Below are 18,519 nucleotides of genomic sequence, written 5' to 3' on the forward strand. Positions count from 1 at the left end.
GCGGCTCAACGGTATTGCAAAAAGACGTTCTCACGTCCGAACTGGTCACGCAGGGTCTGAATCAGCCCGTCTGCGGGATCGATGGCCCACTGGTCGCCAAATTGCAGCATGGCCTTGGCATCGCTGCCGGTGTATTCCAGCGTGATCGGGCAGGCGCCGCGGTGACGGGTGATCAGCTCACCCAGCCACTTGAGGCGATCGCCCTTGAGCGCCTCGTGGGCGACCTTCAGGCGCAGGCTCTCGGCCAGCTTTGTGCGGGCATCCTCCAAGGTCATCACCTGCTTGACCCGCAGCCGCAGGCCGCCTGAGAAATCGTCGTTGCTGACCTCCCCTTCGACCACCACCATCGCATCGTTCTGCAGCAGTGATTGGGCCGTGATGTAGGCATCGGCAAACAGCGAGGCCTCGATACGTCCAGACCTGTCATCCAGGGTGACGAACCCCATCTTGTCGCCCTTTTTGTTCTTCATGACCCGCAGGGCGATGATCATGCCGGCAATGGTCTGGGTTTCGCGCGACGGCTTGAGGTCAATGATGCGCTGGCGCGCGAAGCGGCGGATTTCAGCCTCGTATTCATCGATCGGGTGGCCGGTGAGGTAAAGGCCCAGCGTGTCCTTCTCGCCCTTGAGCCGTTCCTTGAGTGTCAGTGGCCGCGCCTTGCGGTAACTGGCATACACGTCAGCGTCCGGTTCGTCGAACATGCCGCCGAACAGGTCGATGTGACCGCTGTCGGCCGTGCGGGCCGTCTGTTCGGCCGCCTTGATGGCATCGCCCAGTGCGGCCAGCAGGATGGCCCGGTTGATGTCGATGTGGGCGTGGTAGGCCTTGATCTCGTCGTGAAAGTGCGGGCCGAGCCGGTCCAGCGCGCCACTGCGCACCAGTGCATCGAGGGTGCGCTTGTTGACGCGCTTGAGGTCGATGCGCTCGCAGAAGTCATACAGGTCCTTGAACGGGCCGCCTTCGGCACGGGCCTCGACGATCGCCTCCACAGGCCCCTCACCCACGCCCTTGATCGCGCCAAGGCCATAGACGATGCGGCCATCGTCGTTGACGGTGAACTTGAAGTCCGAGAAGTTCACATCTGGCGCATCCAGACGCAACTTCATGGTGCGCACTTCCTCGACCAGCACCACCACCTTGTCGGTGTTGTGCATGTCCGCCGACAGCACCGCCGCCATGAACGGTGCCGGGTGGTGGGTCTTGAGCCAGGCCGTCTGATAGGACACCAGGCCATAGGCCGCCGAGTGAGATTTGTTAAAGCCGTAGCCTGCGAACTTCTCTACCAGGTCGAAGATGTTACCTGCAAGATCTTCATCGATTCCATTGTTGGCACAGCCTTCGATGAAGCCGCCGCGCTGCTTGGCCATTTCCTCGGGCTTTTTCTTGCCCATCGCCCGGCGCAGCATGTCGGCGCCGCCCAGGGTGTACCCGGCCATGACCTGGGCAATCTGCATCACCTGTTCCTGATACAGGATGATGCCGTAGGTCGGCGCCAGCACCGGCTGCAAGCCTTCGTACTGATAGTCCGGATGCGGGTAGGCTAGCTCGGCACGGCCGTGCTTGCGGTTGATGAAGTCGTCCACCATGCCCGACTGCAGCGGGCCGGGACGGAACAATGCCACCAAGGCGATGAGGTCTTCGAGGCAGTCGGGCTTGAGCTTCTTGATCAGCTCTTTCATGCCGCGCGACTCGAGCTGGAACACCGCCGTGGTTTCGGCCTTCTGCAACAGCTCGTAGGTCTTGCGATCATCGAGCGGGATGAAGTCGATGTTCAGGTCGGGCAGGTCTTTCTTGGCCTGCTCACGGTTGATGATCTCCATCGCCCACTTGATGATGGTCAGGGTGCGCAGGCCGAGGAAGTCGAACTTCACAAGGCCCGCCGCCTCCACGTCGTCCTTGTCGAACTGGGTGATCAGGCCGCCGCCCTCTTCGTCGCAGGCGATGGGCGAGAAATCGGTGAGCTTGGTCGGCGCGATGACCACGCCACCGGCGTGTTTGCCGGTACCGCGCGTGACGCCTTCGAGCTTCAGGGCCATGTCCCAGATTTCACGAGCGTCTTCGTCACCCTTGAGAAAATCGCGCAGAACTTCTTCCTGCTCGTAGGCCTTCTCCAGGGTCATGCCCACTTCGAACGGAATCATCTTCGACAGACGATCGGCCAGGCCGTAGGACTTGCCTTGCACGCGCGCCACGTCGCGCACCACGGCCTTGGCCGCCATGGTGCCGAAGGTGATGATCTGGCTCACGGCATTACGCCCATAGGCCTCTGCCACGTAGTCGATCACCCGGTCCCGACCGTCCATGCAGAAGTCGACGTCGAAGTCGGGCATGGACACCCGTTCAGGGTTCAGGAAGCGCTCGAACAGCAGGTCGTAGGCCAGTGGGTCGAGGTCGGTGATCTTGAGCACATAGGCCACCAGCGAACCTGCACCCGACCCCCGGCCAGGCCCCACCGGTACGCCATTGTTCTTGGCCCACTTGATGAAGTCCATCACGATCAGGAAGTAGCCGGGGAAACCCATCTGGATGATGATATCCAGCTCGAACTTGAGGCGGTCCAGGTACACCTGGCGCTTTTGCTCGTAGTCGGGCGTGGTCTCTTTCGGCCACAGCACCGCCAGGCGTTCTTCCAGCCCTTCGTGGGACACGTGCCGCAGGTAATCATCGATCCCCATGCCATTGGGCGTCGGGAAGTCGGGCAGGAAGTACTTGCCCAGTTGCACCTGGATATTGCAGCGCTTGGCGATTTCGACGGTGTTGGCCAGGGCGTCCGGCAGGTCGCTGAACAGCTCGGCCATTTCTTCGGCCGACTTCAGGTATTGCTGGTCGCTGTACAGGCGCGGGCGACGCGGATCGTCCAGTGTCCAGCCTTCACCGATGCACACCCGGGTCTCGTGGGCGTCGAAATCGGTCTGCTTGATGAAACGCACATCGTTGGTGGCCACCAGCGGCGCACCCAGCCGATCGGCCAGGGCCACGGCGGCATGCACATACTCTTCATCCCTGGGGCGACTGGTGCGCTGGACTTCGACATAAAAGCGCTCGGGGAACATGGTCATCCAGTCCTCCAGCAGCGCTTGCGCCTCCTCGCTGCGCCCCCCCAGCAACGCCATGCCGATGTCGCCTTCCTTGCCCGCCGACAGCGCGATCAGACCTTCACTGGCCGCTGCAATCCAGTCGCGCTGGATGATGACCAGGCCATTGCGCTGGCCCTCGGTCCAGCCCCGGGAGAGCAGCTCGGTCAGGTTACGATAGCCCTGGGGGTTCATGGCCAGGAAGCAGATGCGCGACAGCGGCGCCTGTGCATCTTCGCCGGCCAGCCACAGGTCGGCACCACAGATCGGCTTGATGCCCGCCCCCATGGCCGCCTTGTAGAACTTGACCAGTGAGCACATGTTGCTCTGGTCAGTGATCGCCACCGCAGGCATGTTCATCCCGGCCAGCGCCTTGGCCAGCGGTTTGATCCGGACCAGACCGTCGACCAGCGAGAATTCGGAGTGGACGCGCAGGTGAACGAAGGAAACCGACATGAATGATCCTGTAGCAGTGCTAAACGACAAGGGCGCGATTGTAGCTCAATTGGGCAGGGGTTTTGGGCGTCGGTTGCCGCCGTGCGACGGTAGGGCTACCTGAGCACGTGCCAGGGTAAGCCGCCCAGCCCGGCCCCGCAGGGCCTAAGCCCCTTAGGTGCGCAATGGCGGGTATCAGATCAGCGAGGCGGTCACAGCCTCACGCACACCCCAGGCGGCACGCACGGGCGCAAACGATCGACGATGAATGGGTGTGGGCCCGAGCCGTGCCAGCGCCTCCAGGTGCACCGGCGTCGGGTAGCCTTTGTGCGCACCTATGCCGTAGCCGGGGTAGATCAGCTCGAAGGCGCCCATCTCGCGATCACGCGTCACCTTGGCCAGGATCGAAGCCGCCGCGATCGCAGGCACTTTGGCGTCCCCCTGCACCACCGACGCCGATGGCACCGACAGCTGCGGGCAGCGATTGCCGTCGATCAAGGCCATGTTCGGGGTGATGTGCAAACCTTCCACCGCGCGCTGCATGGCCAACATGGTGGCATGCAGAATGTTGAGGCGATCGATTTCCTCGACCGCGGCGCGGGCAATGAAAAAGCTCAGGGCCTTGTCGCAAATTTCGTCGAACAAGGCTTCGCGGCGCGCCTGGGTTAGCTTCTTCGAGTCGTTGAGCCCAAGGATTGGGCGTGCCGGGTCGAGGATCACGGCAGCCGTCACCACGTCACCACACAGGGGGCCGCGGCCCACTTCGTCGACGCCGGCGACCAGGTCTTCGACCAGATTGAAATCCAGACCGAACTGCATGTCAGCGTTTCTCCAGCAGGGCCAGCACAGCGTCGGCGGCTTGGTTGGAGGCATCCCGGCGCAAGGTGCGGTGAATCTCGTCGAACGAGTCGGTTTGTCCGGTGCCGTCGCGCAGCAAAGGCAGCAGCGCATCGACCAGCGCTTCGCTAGTCGCGGCGTCTTGCAGCAACTCAGGCACCAGCGCACGGCGCGCCAGCAGGTTGGGCAAGGACACGTAGGGGCTTTTGACCAGCCGCTTGAGTATCCAGTAGGTCAGCGGCGCCAGGCGGTAGGCAACCACCATGGGCCGCTTGAACAGCAGCGCTTCCAGGGTGGCTGTACCCGATGCAATCAGGACGGCGTCACAGGCGGCCAGCGCCTCGTGCGAACGGCCATCGAGCAGGGCCAGCGGCAAGTCGCGACCCTCGAGCATCTGCTCCAGTTGGGCGCGGCGGGCGGCGTTGGCACAGGGCAGCACGAAGCGCACCCCCGGCACCCGCTGCTGCAAACGTTGCGCTGCATCCAGGAACAACGCACCCAGGCGCCCGACTTCACCCCCGCGGCTGCCGGGCATCAGGGCGACCACCGGACCCTCGCCCAGCCCCAGGGCGGCGCGCGCTGCGGGTCGATCCGCCTGCAGGGCAATGGTATCGGCCAGGGGGTGGCCGACGAATCGCACCGGCACGCCCTGTTCTTCATAGAAGCGGGCCTCGAACGGCAACAGTGTCAGCATCAGGTCACAGCCCTGACGGATTTTCAACACACGCTTCTGCCGCCATGCCCACACTGATGGGCTGACGTAATGAACGGTCTTGATACCCGCCTGGCGCAGCTTGAGTTCGATCTCCAGGGTAAAGTCGGGCGCATCGATACCGATGAACACGTCCGGCTTCTGCTCGATCAGGGTCTGGACCAGCAGCTTGCGACGCTTGAGCAATTCACGCAGGCGACCAAGCACCTCGACCAGCCCCATGACGGCCAAACGCTCCATGGGGAAGTAGGATTGCAGGCCTTCGGCTTCCATGAGCGGGCCACCGACCCCGATGAAGCGCACATCGGGATGGCGCGCCCTCAAGGCGCGCATCAAGCCGGAACCGAGAATGTCGCCGCTGGCTTCACCCGCGACCAGGGCTACGCAAAGCTGGACCATGTCAGCGAGTGATGCCGCGGGCCGAACTCACGATCGACTGGCGGAACAGCTCGACCTCCGGATGCTGCGCCGCCGGCGCTTCGAGTTCGCGCAATGCATCCTCCACCGTCAGGCCCTGGCGGTAGACGATTTTGTAGCAGCGACGCAGCACATGGATTACTTCGTCGCTGAAACCACGGCGGCGCATGCCTTCAAAGTTCATGCTGCGCGCTTCGGCGGGGCTGCCGAAAACGGTGACGAACGCGGGTACGTCCTTGCCGATGGCCGTGCCCATGCCGGAAAACGCATGGGCACCGATGTGGCAATACTGGTGAACCAGGGTGAACCCGGATAGGATCGCCCAGTCGCCCACATGCACATGGCCCGCCAGCGCGGTGTTGTTGACCAGGATGCAGTGGCTGCCGATCACACTGTCATGGCCAATGTGGGCATAGGCCATGATCAGGTTATGGTCGCCAACGGTGGTTTCGGCGCGATCCTGCACGGTACCACGATGGATCGTGACGCCTTCACGGATGACGTTGTGATCGCCGATCACAAGGCGAGTCGGCTCACCCTTGTACTTGAGGTCCGGGGTGTCTTCGCCAATCGAGGAAAACTGGAAGATACGGTTGTGCTTGCCGATCCGGGTCGGCCCCTTGAGCACAACGTGTGGGCCGATGACGGTGCCCTCCCCGATTTCGACATCGGGGCCAACGATCGACCAAGGGCCCACCTCGACGCCTTCGGCCAGCTTGGCCGAAGGGTCGATGATGGCCCGAGGATCAATCGAATTCATAGGGAGCGTTCCGCACAGGTGATTTCGGCCGAGCATACTGCCTTGCCGTCGACCAGGGCACGGCATTCGAACTTCCAGATCATGCTCTTGCGGCTCAGGAACTTCGCTTCCAGCACCAGCTGGTCACCCGGCAGCACCGGCTGACGGAAACGCAGCTTGTCGGAGCCGACGAAGTAGTACAAGGTGCCGTCGGCAGGTTTGGCATCGAGCATCTTGAAACCGAGAATGCCGGCCGCCTGGGCCATGGCTTCGATGATCAGGACGCCGGGCATGATGGGGTGCGCCGGGAAGTGGCCGTTGAAGAATGGCTCGTTGATGCTGACATTCTTGTAGGCACGAATGCTCTGGGCCTCGTAATCCAGATCCGTCACGCGGTCCACCAGCAGGAACGGGTAACGGTGAGGCAGGTATTCGCGAATCTCGTTGATGTCCATCATTTCGGGGGGAAGCCTGTATAAGAATAGGGAGCGCAGGTGCTGACCACACGCTCCTTTTGCAATCCAAAGAGGAGCCAGCTAGCGACTGTTCACTCTTGCTCAGGAAATGGTATCAGCCTTCTGATGTCGGCTGCCCACCTGAGGTCACGGTATCGACGCGTTTTTCCAGCTGCTGGAGACGCTTGGCCATGTCGTCCAGGTGGCGGATGCGCGCGGCGCTCTTGCGCCAGTCAGCCAGAGGCTGCATGGCAGTACCGGAAGAATAGCCACCCGGCTCGGTGATCGAGCGGGTCACCATGGTCATCCCGGACACGAAAACGTTGTCGCAAACATCGATATGACCGACCATGCCTACGCCACCGGCGATGGTGCAATGCTTGCCGATACGTGTGCTGCCGGAGATGCCCACGCACGCAGCCATGGCCGTATGCTCCCCGATCTGCACGTTGTGGGCAATCTGGATCTGGTTGTCGAGCTTGACGCCGTCGGCGATACAGGTGTCGGACAGCGCGCCACGGTCCACGGCCGTGTTCACACCGATTTCCACATCGTCACCGATGCTCACACCGCCAATCTGGGCAATCTTGCGCCACACGCCTTTTTCGTTGGCAAAGCCAAAGCCTTCACCACCGATCACTGCGCCGGACTGGATAACCACTCGCTTGCCGATGGTGACATCGTGATACAGCGTGACCCGCGGCGCCAGCCAGCCCCCTTCGCCGATCACGCAGCGGGCACCGATGAAGCAATGGGCGCCGATGGTGACATGGGCGCCGATACGCGCACCGCTTTCAACGACCGCGAAAGGCCCGACACTGGCCGTCGCATCCACCTGGGCATCCCCGGCCACCACGGCGCTGGGGTGAATCCCCGCCACAGCCTTGGGTTTGGGGTCGAACAGGTGGGAAATGCGGGCATACGCCAGGTAGGGGTCGGCAACGATCAGGGCATGACCGGCGAACGCCTCGGCATCGGCCGCCTTGAGCAGCACGGCAGCCGCCTGGCTCTCGTCCAGGTACTTGCGGTACTGCGGGTTGGCAAGAAAGCTCAACTGACCCGGCCCGGCCTCCTGCAAGGTGGCAAGGCCCGTGATCTGCAGCGTCTCGGGACCCTTGAGGGTGGCCCCGAGGGTCTCGGCCAGTTGGCCAAGCGTCATGGTCACGGTCATATCAACGGGCTTGGTTCATACGCTCGATAACCTGGCGGGTGATGTCGTACTGAGGCTTGACATCAATGACCGCACCGCGCTCGAGCACCAGGTCGTAACCGCCCTTCTTGATCACTTCCTCGACCGCGCCGTCCAGCTTGGGCTTGAGCTGCTTGAGCATGTCGCGGTCGGCAACGGCCTTGGCTTCGTTCAGCTCCTTGGACTGGAACTGGAAGTCGCGGGCCTTTTGCTTGAACTCGAGCTCCAGGCGCTCACGCTCCTGCTGCTGCATCTTGTCGCCGCCTTTGATCAGGCGATCCTGGATGCCCTTGGCGCTGCTCTCCAGGCCCTTGAGCTTGGTCAGCTGAGGGCCGAACTTCTTTTCGGCATCCACGGCGTATTTCTTGGCGGCATCGGACTCGAGCAGGGCCATCTGATAGTTCAGAACGGCAACCTTCATTTCGGCGAAAGCCGGGGTGGCGACCAGCGCCGCGGCCACTACGGCCATTTGGGTCAACTTGCGCACGATGAACTCCTGGATAAACCGTTGTCGTTAAGCAAGGGCCGACCTTAGAAGGTCTGGCCCAGAGAGAATTGGAACACCTGGGTGTCTGCCTCGTCCGGCTTCTTGATCGGCATCGCCAGGCTGAAGCTCAACGGGCCCAAGGCCGTGATCCACGTCACGCCAAGACCGACCGAACTGGCCATGTCGGAGAAACCGACCTTAGCGCAGTCCGGTTTTTTACCGCAGTTGGTGTCGAATACGTTACCCACGTCCCAGAAGACCGAGGTACGCAGGGACCGCTGGTCCTTGACGAACGGCAGCGGGAACAGCAACTCGACGCCGCCTTGAACCAGGACGTTGCCACCGAATGGAAGCGGGTCTTGGTCGGGGTCGCGGATGGTGCCTGGTCTGTGACCAACTTCGCCAACCCCTTTACTTGGGGTACTGCGGGGACCGAGGCTACTGTCCTTGAAACCGCGAACAGAGTTGAAACCACCCGCGTAATAGTTTTCATAGAACGGCAAGCCAGAGGTACCCCCAAAGCCATCGCCATAGCCGAGTTCTGTGTGCAGACGCAAGGTGTAGTTCTGGCTGAGTGGCTTGAACAACTGGCCGCGGTAATCGAGCTTGTAGAACGACAAGTCACTACCAGGGATCGTGGTCTCAAGGCTCAAGCTTTGAGAATGGCCCCGCGTCGCCAGTACACCCTTGTTCAAGGTCGACTCGGACCAACCAATCGATGCTTTGAAGTTGGTGAAGTTACTGCCTTCCTTGTCAATGAAATCAAAGATCTCACCGACGGTGTACTTACCCGTCTTCAGCTTGTCCTGCTGCACGCTCAACCCATAGGTCAGGCGCGACGTCTCGCTGATCGGGTAACCCAGGCTCACACCGGCACCCAGGCTGTCCACCGCATAGCTCGCCACGTCGACGTCGAGGTCGTCATAGTCGGTGCTGCGGTAGAAGGCGTTGTAACCCAGGCTCACGCCATCGGCAGTGAAGTAGGGATCAACGAAACCGAAGTTGTATCGCGACTGGTACTCGGACCGGGTCAGGCCAACGGACACCTTGTTACCTGTACCCAGGAAGTTGCTCTGGCTGATCGAGCCACCCAGGATCAGGCCCGCGCTCTGGGCAAAGCCGACGCTGGCGGTGATCGAACCGGAGGCCTGCTCCTCGACGCTATAGTTCACGTCGACCTGGTCGTCGGTACCCGGTACCGGTGGGGTCTCGACGTTCACGTCCTTGAAAAAGCCCAGGCGCTCAAGGCGGGTCTTGGATTGGTCGATCAGGTAGGTCGATGCCCAGCCGCCTTCCATCTGACGCATTTCGCGGCGCAGCACTTCGTCTTCGGTCTTGGTGTTGCCGCGGTAGTTGATGCGGTTGACGTAGGCACGCTTGCCCGGATCGACCACGAACATGATGTCCACGGTGTGATCCTGGTCGTTTGGCTGAGGCACGCCGTTGACGTTGGCGAAGGTATAGCCTTCGTTACCCAGGCGACGGGTGATCAGCTCGGACGTGCTGGTCATCACCTTGCGCGAGAACACCTGGCCCGGCTGCACCAGCAGCAGCGACTTGATCTGGTCTTCCGGCACCTTGAGGTCACCGGAGAGCTTCACGTCACGGACGGTGTATTTCTCGCCTTCGTTGATGTTGACGGTGATGTAGACGTGCTTCTTGTCAGGCGTGATGGACACCTGGGTGGACGCGATGTCCATGTTGATGTAGCCGCGGTCCAGGTAGTAGGAACGCAGACGTTCCAGGTCACCGGACAGTTTTTCACGGGCATACTTGTCGTCGTTCTTGAAGAAGGACAACCAGTTAGTCGTCTTGAGCTCGAACAGCTGCCCCAGGGTGTCGTCATCGAACACGTTGTTGCCAACGATGTTGATGTGCTGGATGGCAGCGACGGTGCCTTCGTTGATCTTGATCTTCAGGGCCACACGGTTGCGCGGCTGCGGCACCACCTCGGCGTCGACCTCGGCCGAGTAACGGCCCTGGGCCACGTACTGGCGCTGCAGCTCGTTACGCACGCCTTCGAGGGTGGCACGCTGGAAGATCTCGCCTTCGGCCAAGCCCGATTGCTTCAGGCCCTTCATCAGGTCTTCGGTACTGATCGCCTTGTTGCCTTCGATCTCGATGCTCGACACCGACGGGCGCTCGACCACATTGATGATCAGCACGTTGCCATCACGGTTCAGCTCGATGTCCTGGAAAAACCCGGTCTTGAACAGCGAGCGGGTCGACTCCACCAGGCGCCGGTCATCGGCCTGGTCGCCCACATTGAGGGGCAAGGCACCGAAGACACTGCCCGCGGAAACCCGCTGCAGGCCGTTGACGCGGATATCGGAGATGGTGAAGGACTCGGCGTGAACTTCAGCGATCATCAGTGCGGAGAGCACCGCAGTTAGCAACAGACGTTTCATGAAGTCCTTTTATTCCAACTGGCAATAAACAACCTGCCGTCATGAACGACAGATTTCGCAATTGAGCGAAGCTTTTATAGTCGACCCAGATCGTTGATCAGGGCGAGCAGCATCACCCCCAAGACCAAACTGATACCGATCTGGACCCCCCAACCTTGTACCCGATCAGACAACGGACGACCGCGCGCCCATTCAACCAGGTAGAACAGCAAGTGCCCCCCATCCAGTACCGGGATGGGCAGCAGGTTAAGAACCCCCAGGCTTATGCTCAGGTAGGCCAGGAAATTCAGGAAATCCCCCACGCCGGACTGGGCTGAAGCGCCCGCCACTTTAGCAATGGTTATCGGTCCACTCAAGTTTTTTACCGAGAGCTCACCGAACAGCATTTTCTTCAGTGACTGGAGCGTGAGCACGCTCATGTTCCAGGTGCGCGACAGGCCTTCACCCACCGCCTCCACCGGCCCATAGCTGACTTCGCGCAGCATCGAGGCCGGCCATTGACCGCCCTTGACGCCCGCTCCCAGGTAGCCTGCAGCGGCCTCACCTTCGCCCTTCGCGCCCAGCGTCACCGGTATGTCCAGCGGCGCACCGTCACGCTCCAGACGCACCACCACCTGGGCGCCGGGCCGCGCGCGCACGCTATCGACCACCTGCTGCCATTCGCTCACCGACTGGCCGCCGACGCCCAGCAACCGGTCACCGGTTTTCAAGCCTGCAGCCGCGGCCGGCCCCTTGGGATCGATCTCGGCCAGCACCGGCACGATGGCCGGGCGCCAGGGTTCAAGGCCCAGCGAGCGAATCGGATCAGGCTCATCGGCACCTTTCAACCACTGGTCGAGTTTCACCTGGCGCTGTTGCTCGGCACTGCTGCCCTCATCGCGCACAACGATGTTCAGCGTGCCACTCTCACCCAGGCGGCGCACCAACTGCAGATTGACTGCCGACCAGCCGTTGGTCGGCTTGCCGTCCACCGAGACGATCTCCTGGCCGGCCGTCAGCCCTGCAGCCGCCGCCAGGCTACCCGTCTCGACGGTGCCGATGACCGGCCGGATCTGCTGGCTGCCAAGCATTGCCAATACCCAGAAGAAGAAGATGGCCAGCAGGAAGTTGGCGACCGGCCCGGCGGCAACGATCGCGATGCGCTGGCCGACCGGCTTGCGATTGAACGATTGGCCCACCAGCGCAGGGGGCACATCGCCTTCGCGCTCGTCGAGCATCTTCACGTAGCCGCCCAGCGGAATGGCTGCGATGACGAACTCGGTACCCTGACGATCATGCCAGCGCACCAGCGGCGTACCGAAGCCCACCGAGAAACGCAGCACTTTCACGCCACAGCGACGCGCCACCCAGAAGTGGCCGAACTCGTGGAAGGTGACCAGCACACCCAAGGCGACGAGCGTACCAATAATCATGTAGAGCGCTGTCATGTCCATCTCCGAATGATGAGCAATGGGTCAGTGGGGGTGCTGTTGTCGATAACCGGGCCAGCCAGCCTCAGCGGCCGTTGCGGTGCAGCCAGGCCCAGGCCAGCTCGCGCGCTCGCTGGTCGGCGGCAAACACTGCCTCCAGCGAAGTCAGCGGCACCACGGGCTCCTGGTCCAGTACCTGTTCGATCATACTCGCGATCTCCGGGAAGCGGATACGGCCCTGGAGGAACGTCTGCACCGCCATTTCGTTGGCCGCATTGAGCACGGCAGGGGCGCTGTTGCCCACCTGCGCCGCCTGTCGCGCCAGGCGCAGACAGGGGAAACGCTGCTCATCGGGCGCCTCGAAATCCAGGCGAGCAATGCTGAACAGGTCCAGCGGGGCCACCCCGGAATCGATTCGCTCCGGCCAGGCCAGCGCATTGGCGATGGGGGTACGCATGTCCGGATTACCCAACTGCGCCAGCACCGAACCGTCGACGTAATCGACCAGCGAGTGGATCACGCTTTGCGGGTGCACCACCACCTCGACCAGGCTTGGCGGCGCATCGAACAGCCAGCAGGCCTCGATCAACTCCAGGCCCTTGTTCATCATGCTCGCCGAGTCGACGGAAATCTTGCGCCCCATCGACCAGTTCGGGTGGGCGCACGCCTGTTCAGGTGTGACGTCCAGCAAGGCCTCGGTCGATGTCTGACGGAACGGCCCACCCGAGGCCGTCAGCAGAATGCGGCGCACCCCCACAGCGCTCAACCCGCGCCCGTAGTCGCTGGGCATGCACTGGAAGATGGCGTTGTGCTCGCTGTCGATGGGCAGCAACACCGCACCCGACTGGCGCACGGCGTCCATGAACAGGGCGCCGGACATGACCAGCGCTTCCTTGTTGGCCAGCAGCACTTTCTTGCCGGCCTGTACGGCCGCCAAGGTCGGCCGCAGGCCTGCCGCGCCGACGATGGCGGCCATGACCGCATCCACTTCACTAGCACAGGCTACCTGGCACAACCCGGCCTCGCCTTCCAGCACTTCGGTAGCGCACCCTGCCGCCGTCAGGCCCGCACGCAGGCGCCCCGCCGCCTCAGCGCTCGGCACCACGGCATAGGCCGGGCGATGCCGCACGCACAGGGCCAACAGCTCCTCGATGCGCGTGTAGCCGGTCAAGGCGAAGGCCTGATAGCGCTCAGGATGGCGGGCGATCACGTCCAGGGTGCTCAGGCCGATGGAGCCGGTCGCCCCAAGTACGGTAATGCGTTGCACCTGACTCACATCACACCCCATTCGGCCGCCCACAACAGCACGGCGAACAATGGAATGGCCGCCGTCAGGCTGTCGATGCGGTCGAGCACGCCACCGTGGCCGGGTAGTAGGTTGCTGCTGTCCTTGATGCCCGAGCGGCGCTTGAACATGCTTTCGGTCAGGTCTCCGATCACCGAGGCCATCACCACCAGTGCAGCGCCTGCCAGGCCGAGCAGTAGCTGACCGAAGCTCCAGTCACGACTGATACCCACCACCAGGGTGATCACCAGGCTGACCGCCAACCCGCCGTAGACGCCTTCCCAGCTCTTGCCAGGGCTGACCTGCGGCGCCAGCTTGCGCTTGCCGAAGGCCCTGCCGGAAAAGTACGCACCGATGTCGGCCGCCCAGACCAAAGCCATGACCGACAGGATCAGCCAGTTACCCAGCGGCCAGTGCTTGAGCAGCACCAGGCCTTGCCAGGCCGGCAGCAACACCAGCAGGCCGATCAACAGCCGGCAGGCGGCACTGGCCCACAGTTCGCTGGTGCGCGGGTAGGTCAGCACCAGCCAGGTGGCCAGCCCCCACCAGATGACGGCCGCCCCAAGCACCCAGGGGGCCAGTTCCGGGAGGATGTACAGCAGCATCAATGCCCCAGCGACGACCAGGGCATAGGCGACACGCAAGGGCTGAGCCATCAACCCCGCCAAACGCGCCCACTCCCAGGCGCCGAGCGTAACCACCAGGCCGATGAACAGGGCGAAGTTGCCCCCCTCGAGCAGGAAGAACCCGCCCAGCGCTATCGGCAAAAGGATCAGCGCGGTAATGATGCGTTGTTTAAGCATTAAGCACGCGCTCCAGCCTCGACCTGCTCGCTGGTCTTACCAAAGCGGCGCTGGCGCGAAGCGAAATCAGCCAATGCACTGCGCATGGCTTCGTGTTTGAAGTCCGGCCAGTAAAGGTCGGAGAAATACAGCTCGGCGTAGGCCAGTTGCCACAACAGGAAATTGCTGATGCGATGCTCGCCACCGGTACGGATGCACAAGTCCGGCAAGGGCTGCTCGCCGGTCGCAAGGCACGTCTGCAACAACCCCGGGGTGATGTCATCGGGGCGCAAATGGCCAGCCTGGACTTCACGCGCCAGCCGCTGCGCGGCCTGGGCGATGTCCCACTGCCCACCGTAGTTGGCGGCGATCTGCAGGATGAAGCGGCTATTGCCTGCAGTCAGCGCCTCGGCTTCGCGCATGGCAGCCTGCAGTTCCGGGTGAAAACGGGAGCGGTCGCCGATGATGCGCAGGCTGATGTTGTTGTCGTTCAAGCGACGTGCCTCACGGCGCAACGCCGAGAAGAACAACTCCATCAATGCACCGACCTCATCGGCAGGGCGTTGCCAGTTCTCACTGGAGAAGGCAAAGAGGGTCAGCACTTCGACGCCGGCCTCGGCGCAGACTTCGATGACTGCACGCACGGCATCGACACCCGCCTTGTGCCCGGCAACGCCAGGCAACAAGCGCCGTTTCGCCCAGCGGTTGTTGCCGTCCATGATGATCGCGACGTGACGCGGCACCGAGGGAGGCACCGCTGGCTTGGTCTTTTCCATTAAAAAAAACCTGGCCTTAGACGGCCATCAGGTCCTTTTCCTTGGCTTTGAAGGCTGCATCCACCTCGGCGACGAACTTGTCCGTCAGCTTCTGGATGTCATCGGCGGCGCGGCGTTCTTCGTCTTCGCTGATGGACTTGTCCTTGGTCAGCTTCTTCAAGTCCGCCAGGGCATCACGACGCACGTTGCGCACGGCGACCTTGGCGTCCTCGGCAACGCCGCTGGCCTGCTTGGTGTAGCCCTTGCGGGTTTCTTCGGTCAGGGCAGGCATCGGCACACGGATGGTGGTGCCGGCGCTCGATGGGTTGAGCCCGAGGTCGGAGGTCAGGATGGCCTTCTCGATGGCAGCGCTCAGGTTTTTGTCGTGAGCGACGATCTTCAGGGTGCGCGCGTCCTCGACGCTGATCGCAGCGACCTGGTTCAGCGGCATCTCGCTACCCCAGGCAGTGACCTTGACGCTGTCCAGAATGCTTGGGTGCGCGCGACCGGTGCGGATGGCCGCCAGGTTGCGGCCCAGGGCCTCGATGGACTTGGTCATGCGCTCCTGCGCGTCTTTCTTGATGTCGTTGATCATGCTTGGCCTTCCTCGATCAGAGTGCCTTCAGCGCCGCCCACCACGATGTTCAGCAGGGCGCCTGGCTTGTTCATGTTGAATACCCGCAATGGCATGCCGTGGTCACGGCACAGGCAGATTGCGGTCAAGTCCATCACGCCGAGCTTACGATCCAGGACCTCGTCATAGGTCAGGCGATCGAACTTCTCGGCATGCGGGTCCTTGAATGGATCGGCAGTGTACACACCATCGACCTTGGTCGCCTTGAGCACCACGTCGGCATCGATTTCGATGGCCCGCAGGCAGGCTGCCGAGTCGGTGGTAAAGAACGGGTTGCCGGTACCGGCGGAGAAAATTACCACATCCCCGGAGTTGAGGTGGCGAATCGCTTTGCGACGGTCATAGTGATCGGTGACGCCCACCATGGAGATGGCCGACATGACCAGTGCCGGGATATTCGAGCGCTCCAGCGCATCGCGCATGGCCAGGGCGTTCATCACGGTGGCCAGCATCCCCATGTGGTCGCCGGTGACGCGATCCATGCCGGCGGCGCTCAGTGCGGCCCCTCGGAACAGGTTGCCACCACCGATGACCAGGCCGACCTGCACACCGATACCGACCAGCTGCCCGACTTCCAGGGCCATGCGATCGAGCACCTTCGGGTCGATCCCGAAGTCTTCGGAGCCCATCAGGGCCTCGCCGCTAAGTTTGAGCAAAATGCGTTTATAGCGAGGTTGGCGACCACTCACCTGCTGAGCCATTGCGAGTCTCTCCTGCGGCGTACTGTAGAAAATTCGTGCGGGCTGTTTGCAGCCTGCTAACTGTAGCGTGGCACCGTTTCGGCGCCAGCGGCGGCAGCGTTGTGTAAACGCCTCGCCGCTTTGACAAAGAGGCTGCGCGCGTGAGCGGGCAGCCTCTTTGGGGCGACAGACGGGGCTGTCTTACTGCTTGGCAGCAGCAACCTGTGCGGCAACTTCAGCAGCGAAGTCGTCGACTGGCTTCTCGATGCCTTCGCCAACCTTGAAGTAGGTGAAGGAAACGATTTCAGCACCGGCTTTCTTGGCCAGTTCGCCGACCTTGACTTCCGGGTTCATGACGAACGCCTGCTCTTTGAGCGAGGCTTCAGCCTTGAACTTGGTGATGCGGCCGTTGATCATGTTTTCAACGATGTTTTCCGGCTTGCCGGCGATCTTGTCGGCGTTCAGCTGCAGGAAGACACCCTTCTCGCGCTCGATGGCTTCGGCGGAGATTTCCGACGAGTCCAGGAACTCGGGGTTGGACGCTGCAACGTGCATGGCGATGTTCTTGGCCAGCTCGACGTCACCGCCTTTCAGGACAACGACAGCACCGATCTTGTTGCCGTGCAGGTAGGCGCCGACTACGTCGCCTTCCACGCGCACCAGGCGACGGATGTTGACGTTTTCGCCGCACTTGGCGACCAGGGCTTCACGGGCAGCTTCACGCGAGGCGATCAGCGGAGCGGCGTCGGTCAGCTTCTGGGCGAAGGCTTCTTCCAGGCTTTCGGCGACGAAGTTCTTGAAGTCGTCTTGCAGGGCCAGGAAGTCGGTCTGCGAGTTCACTTCCAGCAGTACGGCGGCCTTGCCGTCGGTCTTGACGGCGATCGCGCCTTCGGCAGCCACGTTGCCAGCCTTCTTGGCGGCCTTGATGGCGCCCGAGGCACGCATGTCGTCAATGGCTTTTTCGATGTCGCCGCCAGCCTTTTCCAGGGCTTTCTTGCAATCCATCATGCCTTCGCCGGTACGCTCGCGCAGTTCTTTGACCAGCGCTGCAGTAATTGCTGCCATTTCAAAATCCTCTTGGAAAGTTTTTCAACCATTCCACCCGTTTGTGACGGGCGTTCAATTCTGCTAATCCGCTGTCTGTGCCTGCATGCCCATGGAAGGGACGGCTGTCGACAGCAGGATTTCAAGGTGGCAAAAAGGGGGCATAGCCCCCTTTTCGCGTGCCAAGTCGACGCTAGCGTCTATTACTCGGCAGCAGGTGCAGCCGCTTCTTCAGCGTAGACTTCGGTGCCGCCAGCAACATTGTTGCGGCCACGGATGACAGCGTCAGCCATGGAAGTCATGTACAGCTCGATAGCGCGAATGGCGTCATCGTTACCTGGGATGATGTAGTCAACACCTTCCGGGCTGCTGTTGGTATCGACAACACCAATGACCGGGATACCCAGTTTGTTGGCTTCGGTGATCGCGATGCGCTCGTGATCAACGTCGATGACGAACAGAGCGTCAGGCAGACCGCCCATGTCCTTGATGCCGCCCAGGCTGCGGTCCAGTTTTTCCAGATCGCGGGAGCGCATCAGGGCTTCTTTCTTGGTCAGCTTGGCAAAGGTGCCATCTTCGGCCTGAGTTTCCAGGTCGCGCAGACGCTTGATCGAAGCACGGATGGTCTTGTAGTTGGTCAGCATGCCGCCCAACCAACGGTGGTCAACGTACGGCGAACCGCAGCGAGCAGCTTGCTCGGCGACGATCTTGCCGGCGGAACGCTTGGTGCCGACGAACAGGATCTTGTTCTTGCCCTGGGCCAGGCGCTCTACGAACGACAGAGCGTCGTTGAACATCGGCAGGGTTTTTTCCAGGTTGACGATGTGGATCTTGTTGCGCGCACCGAAAATGTACTTGCCCATTTTCGGGTTCCAGTAACGGGTCTGGTGGCCGAAGTGCACACCGGCCTTCAGCATATCGCGCATGTTGACTTGGGACATGATAGTTCCTTGATAAGTCGGGTTGGGCCTCCACGTATCCCAATGACCAACCCGCGAACCCTGAAGCTCGGGGCACCCAGGCCATCGTGTCGACACGTGTGTGGGTTTGGATGCAGACGGAGCTGGCTCCGAAAGCGGCGCATGTTATACCACAGGCTGCGCGTAAACAAAACACGAAACTCACCCCCCAATCGCCGGACGGCAGGGCATGGGCGCCAGCGCACGGCCAGGGCGGT

At 62.0% G+C, this 18,519-nt stretch carries 16 protein-coding genes; all 16 read right to left on the reverse strand.

What is annotated here, in order from left to right; all coding sequences use genetic code 11:
* Nucleotides 1-5 precede the first annotated feature (5 nt).
* Nucleotides 6-3,530, reverse strand: coding sequence for a DNA polymerase III subunit alpha (gene dnaE / locus ACF8R3_RS04600; protein ID WP_058639514.1), 3,525 nt, complete (start codon nt 3,528-3,530; stop codon nt 6-8).
* A gap of 174 nt (nt 3,531-3,704) precedes the next feature.
* Nucleotides 3,705-4,328, reverse strand: coding sequence for a ribonuclease HII (rnhB, locus tag ACF8R3_RS04605; RefSeq protein ID WP_058639515.1), 624 nt, complete (start codon nt 4,326-4,328; stop codon nt 3,705-3,707).
* A 1-nt stretch (nt 4,329) separates the two neighbouring features.
* The gene (gene lpxB, locus ACF8R3_RS04610) at nt 4,330-5,457 is read right to left on the reverse strand and encodes a lipid-A-disaccharide synthase (RefSeq protein ID WP_078478983.1); all 1,128 of its coding nucleotides are present in this window, start codon (nt 5,455-5,457) and stop codon (nt 4,330-4,332) included.
* Nucleotide 5,458: 1 nt separating this feature from the next.
* On the reverse strand, nt 5,459-6,235 hold the full coding sequence (lpxA, locus tag ACF8R3_RS04615) for an acyl-ACP--UDP-N-acetylglucosamine O-acyltransferase (protein ID WP_027913879.1): 777 nt from the start codon (nt 6,233-6,235) through the stop codon (nt 5,459-5,461).
* Nucleotides 6,232-6,672: a 3-hydroxyacyl-ACP dehydratase FabZ gene (gene fabZ / locus ACF8R3_RS04620; RefSeq protein WP_023534097.1), complete on the reverse strand. Its 441-nt coding sequence runs from the start codon at nt 6,670-6,672 to the stop codon at nt 6,232-6,234. The genes lpxA and fabZ overlap by 4 nt, the downstream gene beginning before the upstream one ends.
* A 112-nt stretch (nt 6,673-6,784) precedes the next feature.
* Nucleotides 6,785-7,840 carry a UDP-3-O-(3-hydroxymyristoyl)glucosamine N-acyltransferase gene (gene lpxD / locus ACF8R3_RS04625; protein WP_023534150.1) on the reverse strand — a complete coding sequence of 352 codons (1,056 nt, stop codon included), beginning with the start codon at nt 7,838-7,840 and terminating at the stop codon, nt 6,785-6,787.
* Between the two features lies 1 nt (nt 7,841).
* Nucleotides 7,842-8,345, reverse strand: coding sequence for an OmpH family outer membrane protein (locus ACF8R3_RS04630; RefSeq protein ID WP_023534153.1), 504 nt, complete (start codon nt 8,343-8,345; stop codon nt 7,842-7,844).
* A 44-nt stretch (nt 8,346-8,389) separates the two neighbouring features.
* Nucleotides 8,390-10,753 carry an outer membrane protein assembly factor BamA gene (bamA, locus tag ACF8R3_RS04635; RefSeq protein WP_196185621.1) on the reverse strand — a complete coding sequence of 788 codons (2,364 nt, stop codon included), beginning with the start codon at nt 10,751-10,753 and terminating at the stop codon, nt 8,390-8,392.
* A 74-nt stretch (nt 10,754-10,827) separates the two neighbouring features.
* Nucleotides 10,828-12,180 carry an RIP metalloprotease RseP gene (gene rseP, locus ACF8R3_RS04640; RefSeq protein ID WP_145256190.1) on the reverse strand — a complete coding sequence of 451 codons (1,353 nt, stop codon included), beginning with the start codon at nt 12,178-12,180 and terminating at the stop codon, nt 10,828-10,830.
* A 67-nt stretch (nt 12,181-12,247) separates the two neighbouring features.
* On the reverse strand, nt 12,248-13,438 hold the full coding sequence (ispC, locus tag ACF8R3_RS04645) for a 1-deoxy-D-xylulose-5-phosphate reductoisomerase (protein ID WP_196125270.1): 1,191 nt from the start codon (nt 13,436-13,438) through the stop codon (nt 12,248-12,250).
* Nucleotides 13,435-14,250: a phosphatidate cytidylyltransferase gene (locus ACF8R3_RS04650; protein ID WP_058603721.1), complete on the reverse strand. Its 816-nt coding sequence runs from the start codon at nt 14,248-14,250 to the stop codon at nt 13,435-13,437. The genes ispC and ACF8R3_RS04650 overlap by 4 nt, the downstream gene beginning before the upstream one ends.
* Entirely contained in the window at nt 14,250-15,005 is a 756-nt protein-coding gene (gene uppS, locus ACF8R3_RS04655; protein WP_027913873.1) for a polyprenyl diphosphate synthase, read from the reverse strand. The genes ACF8R3_RS04650 and uppS overlap by 1 nt, the downstream gene beginning before the upstream one ends.
* Nucleotides 15,006-15,021: 16 nt before the next feature.
* A complete protein-coding gene (frr, locus tag ACF8R3_RS04660; protein WP_023534036.1) occupies nt 15,022-15,579 on the reverse strand; it encodes a ribosome recycling factor in 558 nt (185 codons plus the stop codon).
* Nucleotides 15,576-16,319 (reverse strand): UMP kinase, encoded by a 744-nt coding sequence (pyrH, locus tag ACF8R3_RS04665; RefSeq protein WP_023534028.1) that lies wholly within the window; start codon nt 16,317-16,319, stop codon nt 15,576-15,578. The genes frr and pyrH overlap by 4 nt, the downstream gene beginning before the upstream one ends.
* A gap of 180 nt (nt 16,320-16,499) precedes the next feature.
* Nucleotides 16,500-17,363, reverse strand: coding sequence for a translation elongation factor Ts (tsf, locus tag ACF8R3_RS04670; RefSeq protein WP_058603722.1), 864 nt, complete (start codon nt 17,361-17,363; stop codon nt 16,500-16,502).
* Nucleotides 17,364-17,545: 182 nt separating this feature from the next.
* Nucleotides 17,546-18,283, reverse strand: coding sequence for a 30S ribosomal protein S2 (gene rpsB / locus ACF8R3_RS04675; protein ID WP_003252287.1), 738 nt, complete (start codon nt 18,281-18,283; stop codon nt 17,546-17,548).
* Between the last annotated feature and the right edge of the window lie 236 nt (nt 18,284-18,519).

It is taken from the genome of Pseudomonas sp. FYR_7, from assembly GCF_043106155.1.
In the GTDB taxonomy this organism is placed as follows: Bacteria; Pseudomonadota; Gammaproteobacteria; order Pseudomonadales; family Pseudomonadaceae; genus Aquipseudomonas; species Aquipseudomonas parafulva_B.

Coding starts and splice junctions, on each gene's coding strand:
- dnaE (WP_058639514.1), bottom strand. CDS start 3,530: ATGTCGGTTTCCTTCGTTCACCTGCGCGTCCACTCCGAATTCTCGCTG.
- rnhB (WP_058639515.1), bottom strand. CDS start 4,328: ATGCAGTTCGGTCTGGATTTCAATCTGGTCGAAGACCTGGTCGCCGGC.
- lpxB (WP_078478983.1), bottom strand. CDS start 5,457: ATGGTCCAGCTTTGCGTAGCCCTGGTCGCGGGTGAAGCCAGCGGCGAC.
- lpxA (WP_027913879.1), bottom strand. CDS start 6,235: ATGAATTCGATTGATCCTCGGGCCATCATCGACCCTTCGGCCAAGCTG.
- fabZ (WP_023534097.1), bottom strand. CDS start 6,672: ATGATGGACATCAACGAGATTCGCGAATACCTGCCTCACCGTTACCCG.
- lpxD (WP_023534150.1), bottom strand. CDS start 7,840: ATGACCGTGACCATGACGCTTGGCCAACTGGCCGAGACCCTCGGGGCC.
- bamA (WP_196185621.1), bottom strand. CDS start 10,753: ATGAAACGTCTGTTGCTAACTGCGGTGCTCTCCGCACTGATGATCGCT.
- rseP (WP_145256190.1), bottom strand. CDS start 12,180: ATGACAGCGCTCTACATGATTATTGGTACGCTCGTCGCCTTGGGTGTG.
- ACF8R3_RS04650 (WP_058603721.1), bottom strand. CDS start 14,250: ATGCTTAAACAACGCATCATTACCGCGCTGATCCTTTTGCCGATAGCG.
- uppS (WP_027913873.1), bottom strand. CDS start 15,005: ATGGAAAAGACCAAGCCAGCGGTGCCTCCCTCGGTGCCGCGTCACGTC.
- frr (WP_023534036.1), bottom strand. CDS start 15,579: ATGATCAACGACATCAAGAAAGACGCGCAGGAGCGCATGACCAAGTCC.
- pyrH (WP_023534028.1), bottom strand. CDS start 16,319: ATGGCTCAGCAGGTGAGTGGTCGCCAACCTCGCTATAAACGCATTTTG.
- tsf (WP_058603722.1), bottom strand. CDS start 17,363: ATGGCAGCAATTACTGCAGCGCTGGTCAAAGAACTGCGCGAGCGTACC.
- rpsB (WP_003252287.1), bottom strand. CDS start 18,283: ATGTCCCAAGTCAACATGCGCGATATGCTGAAGGCCGGTGTGCACTTC.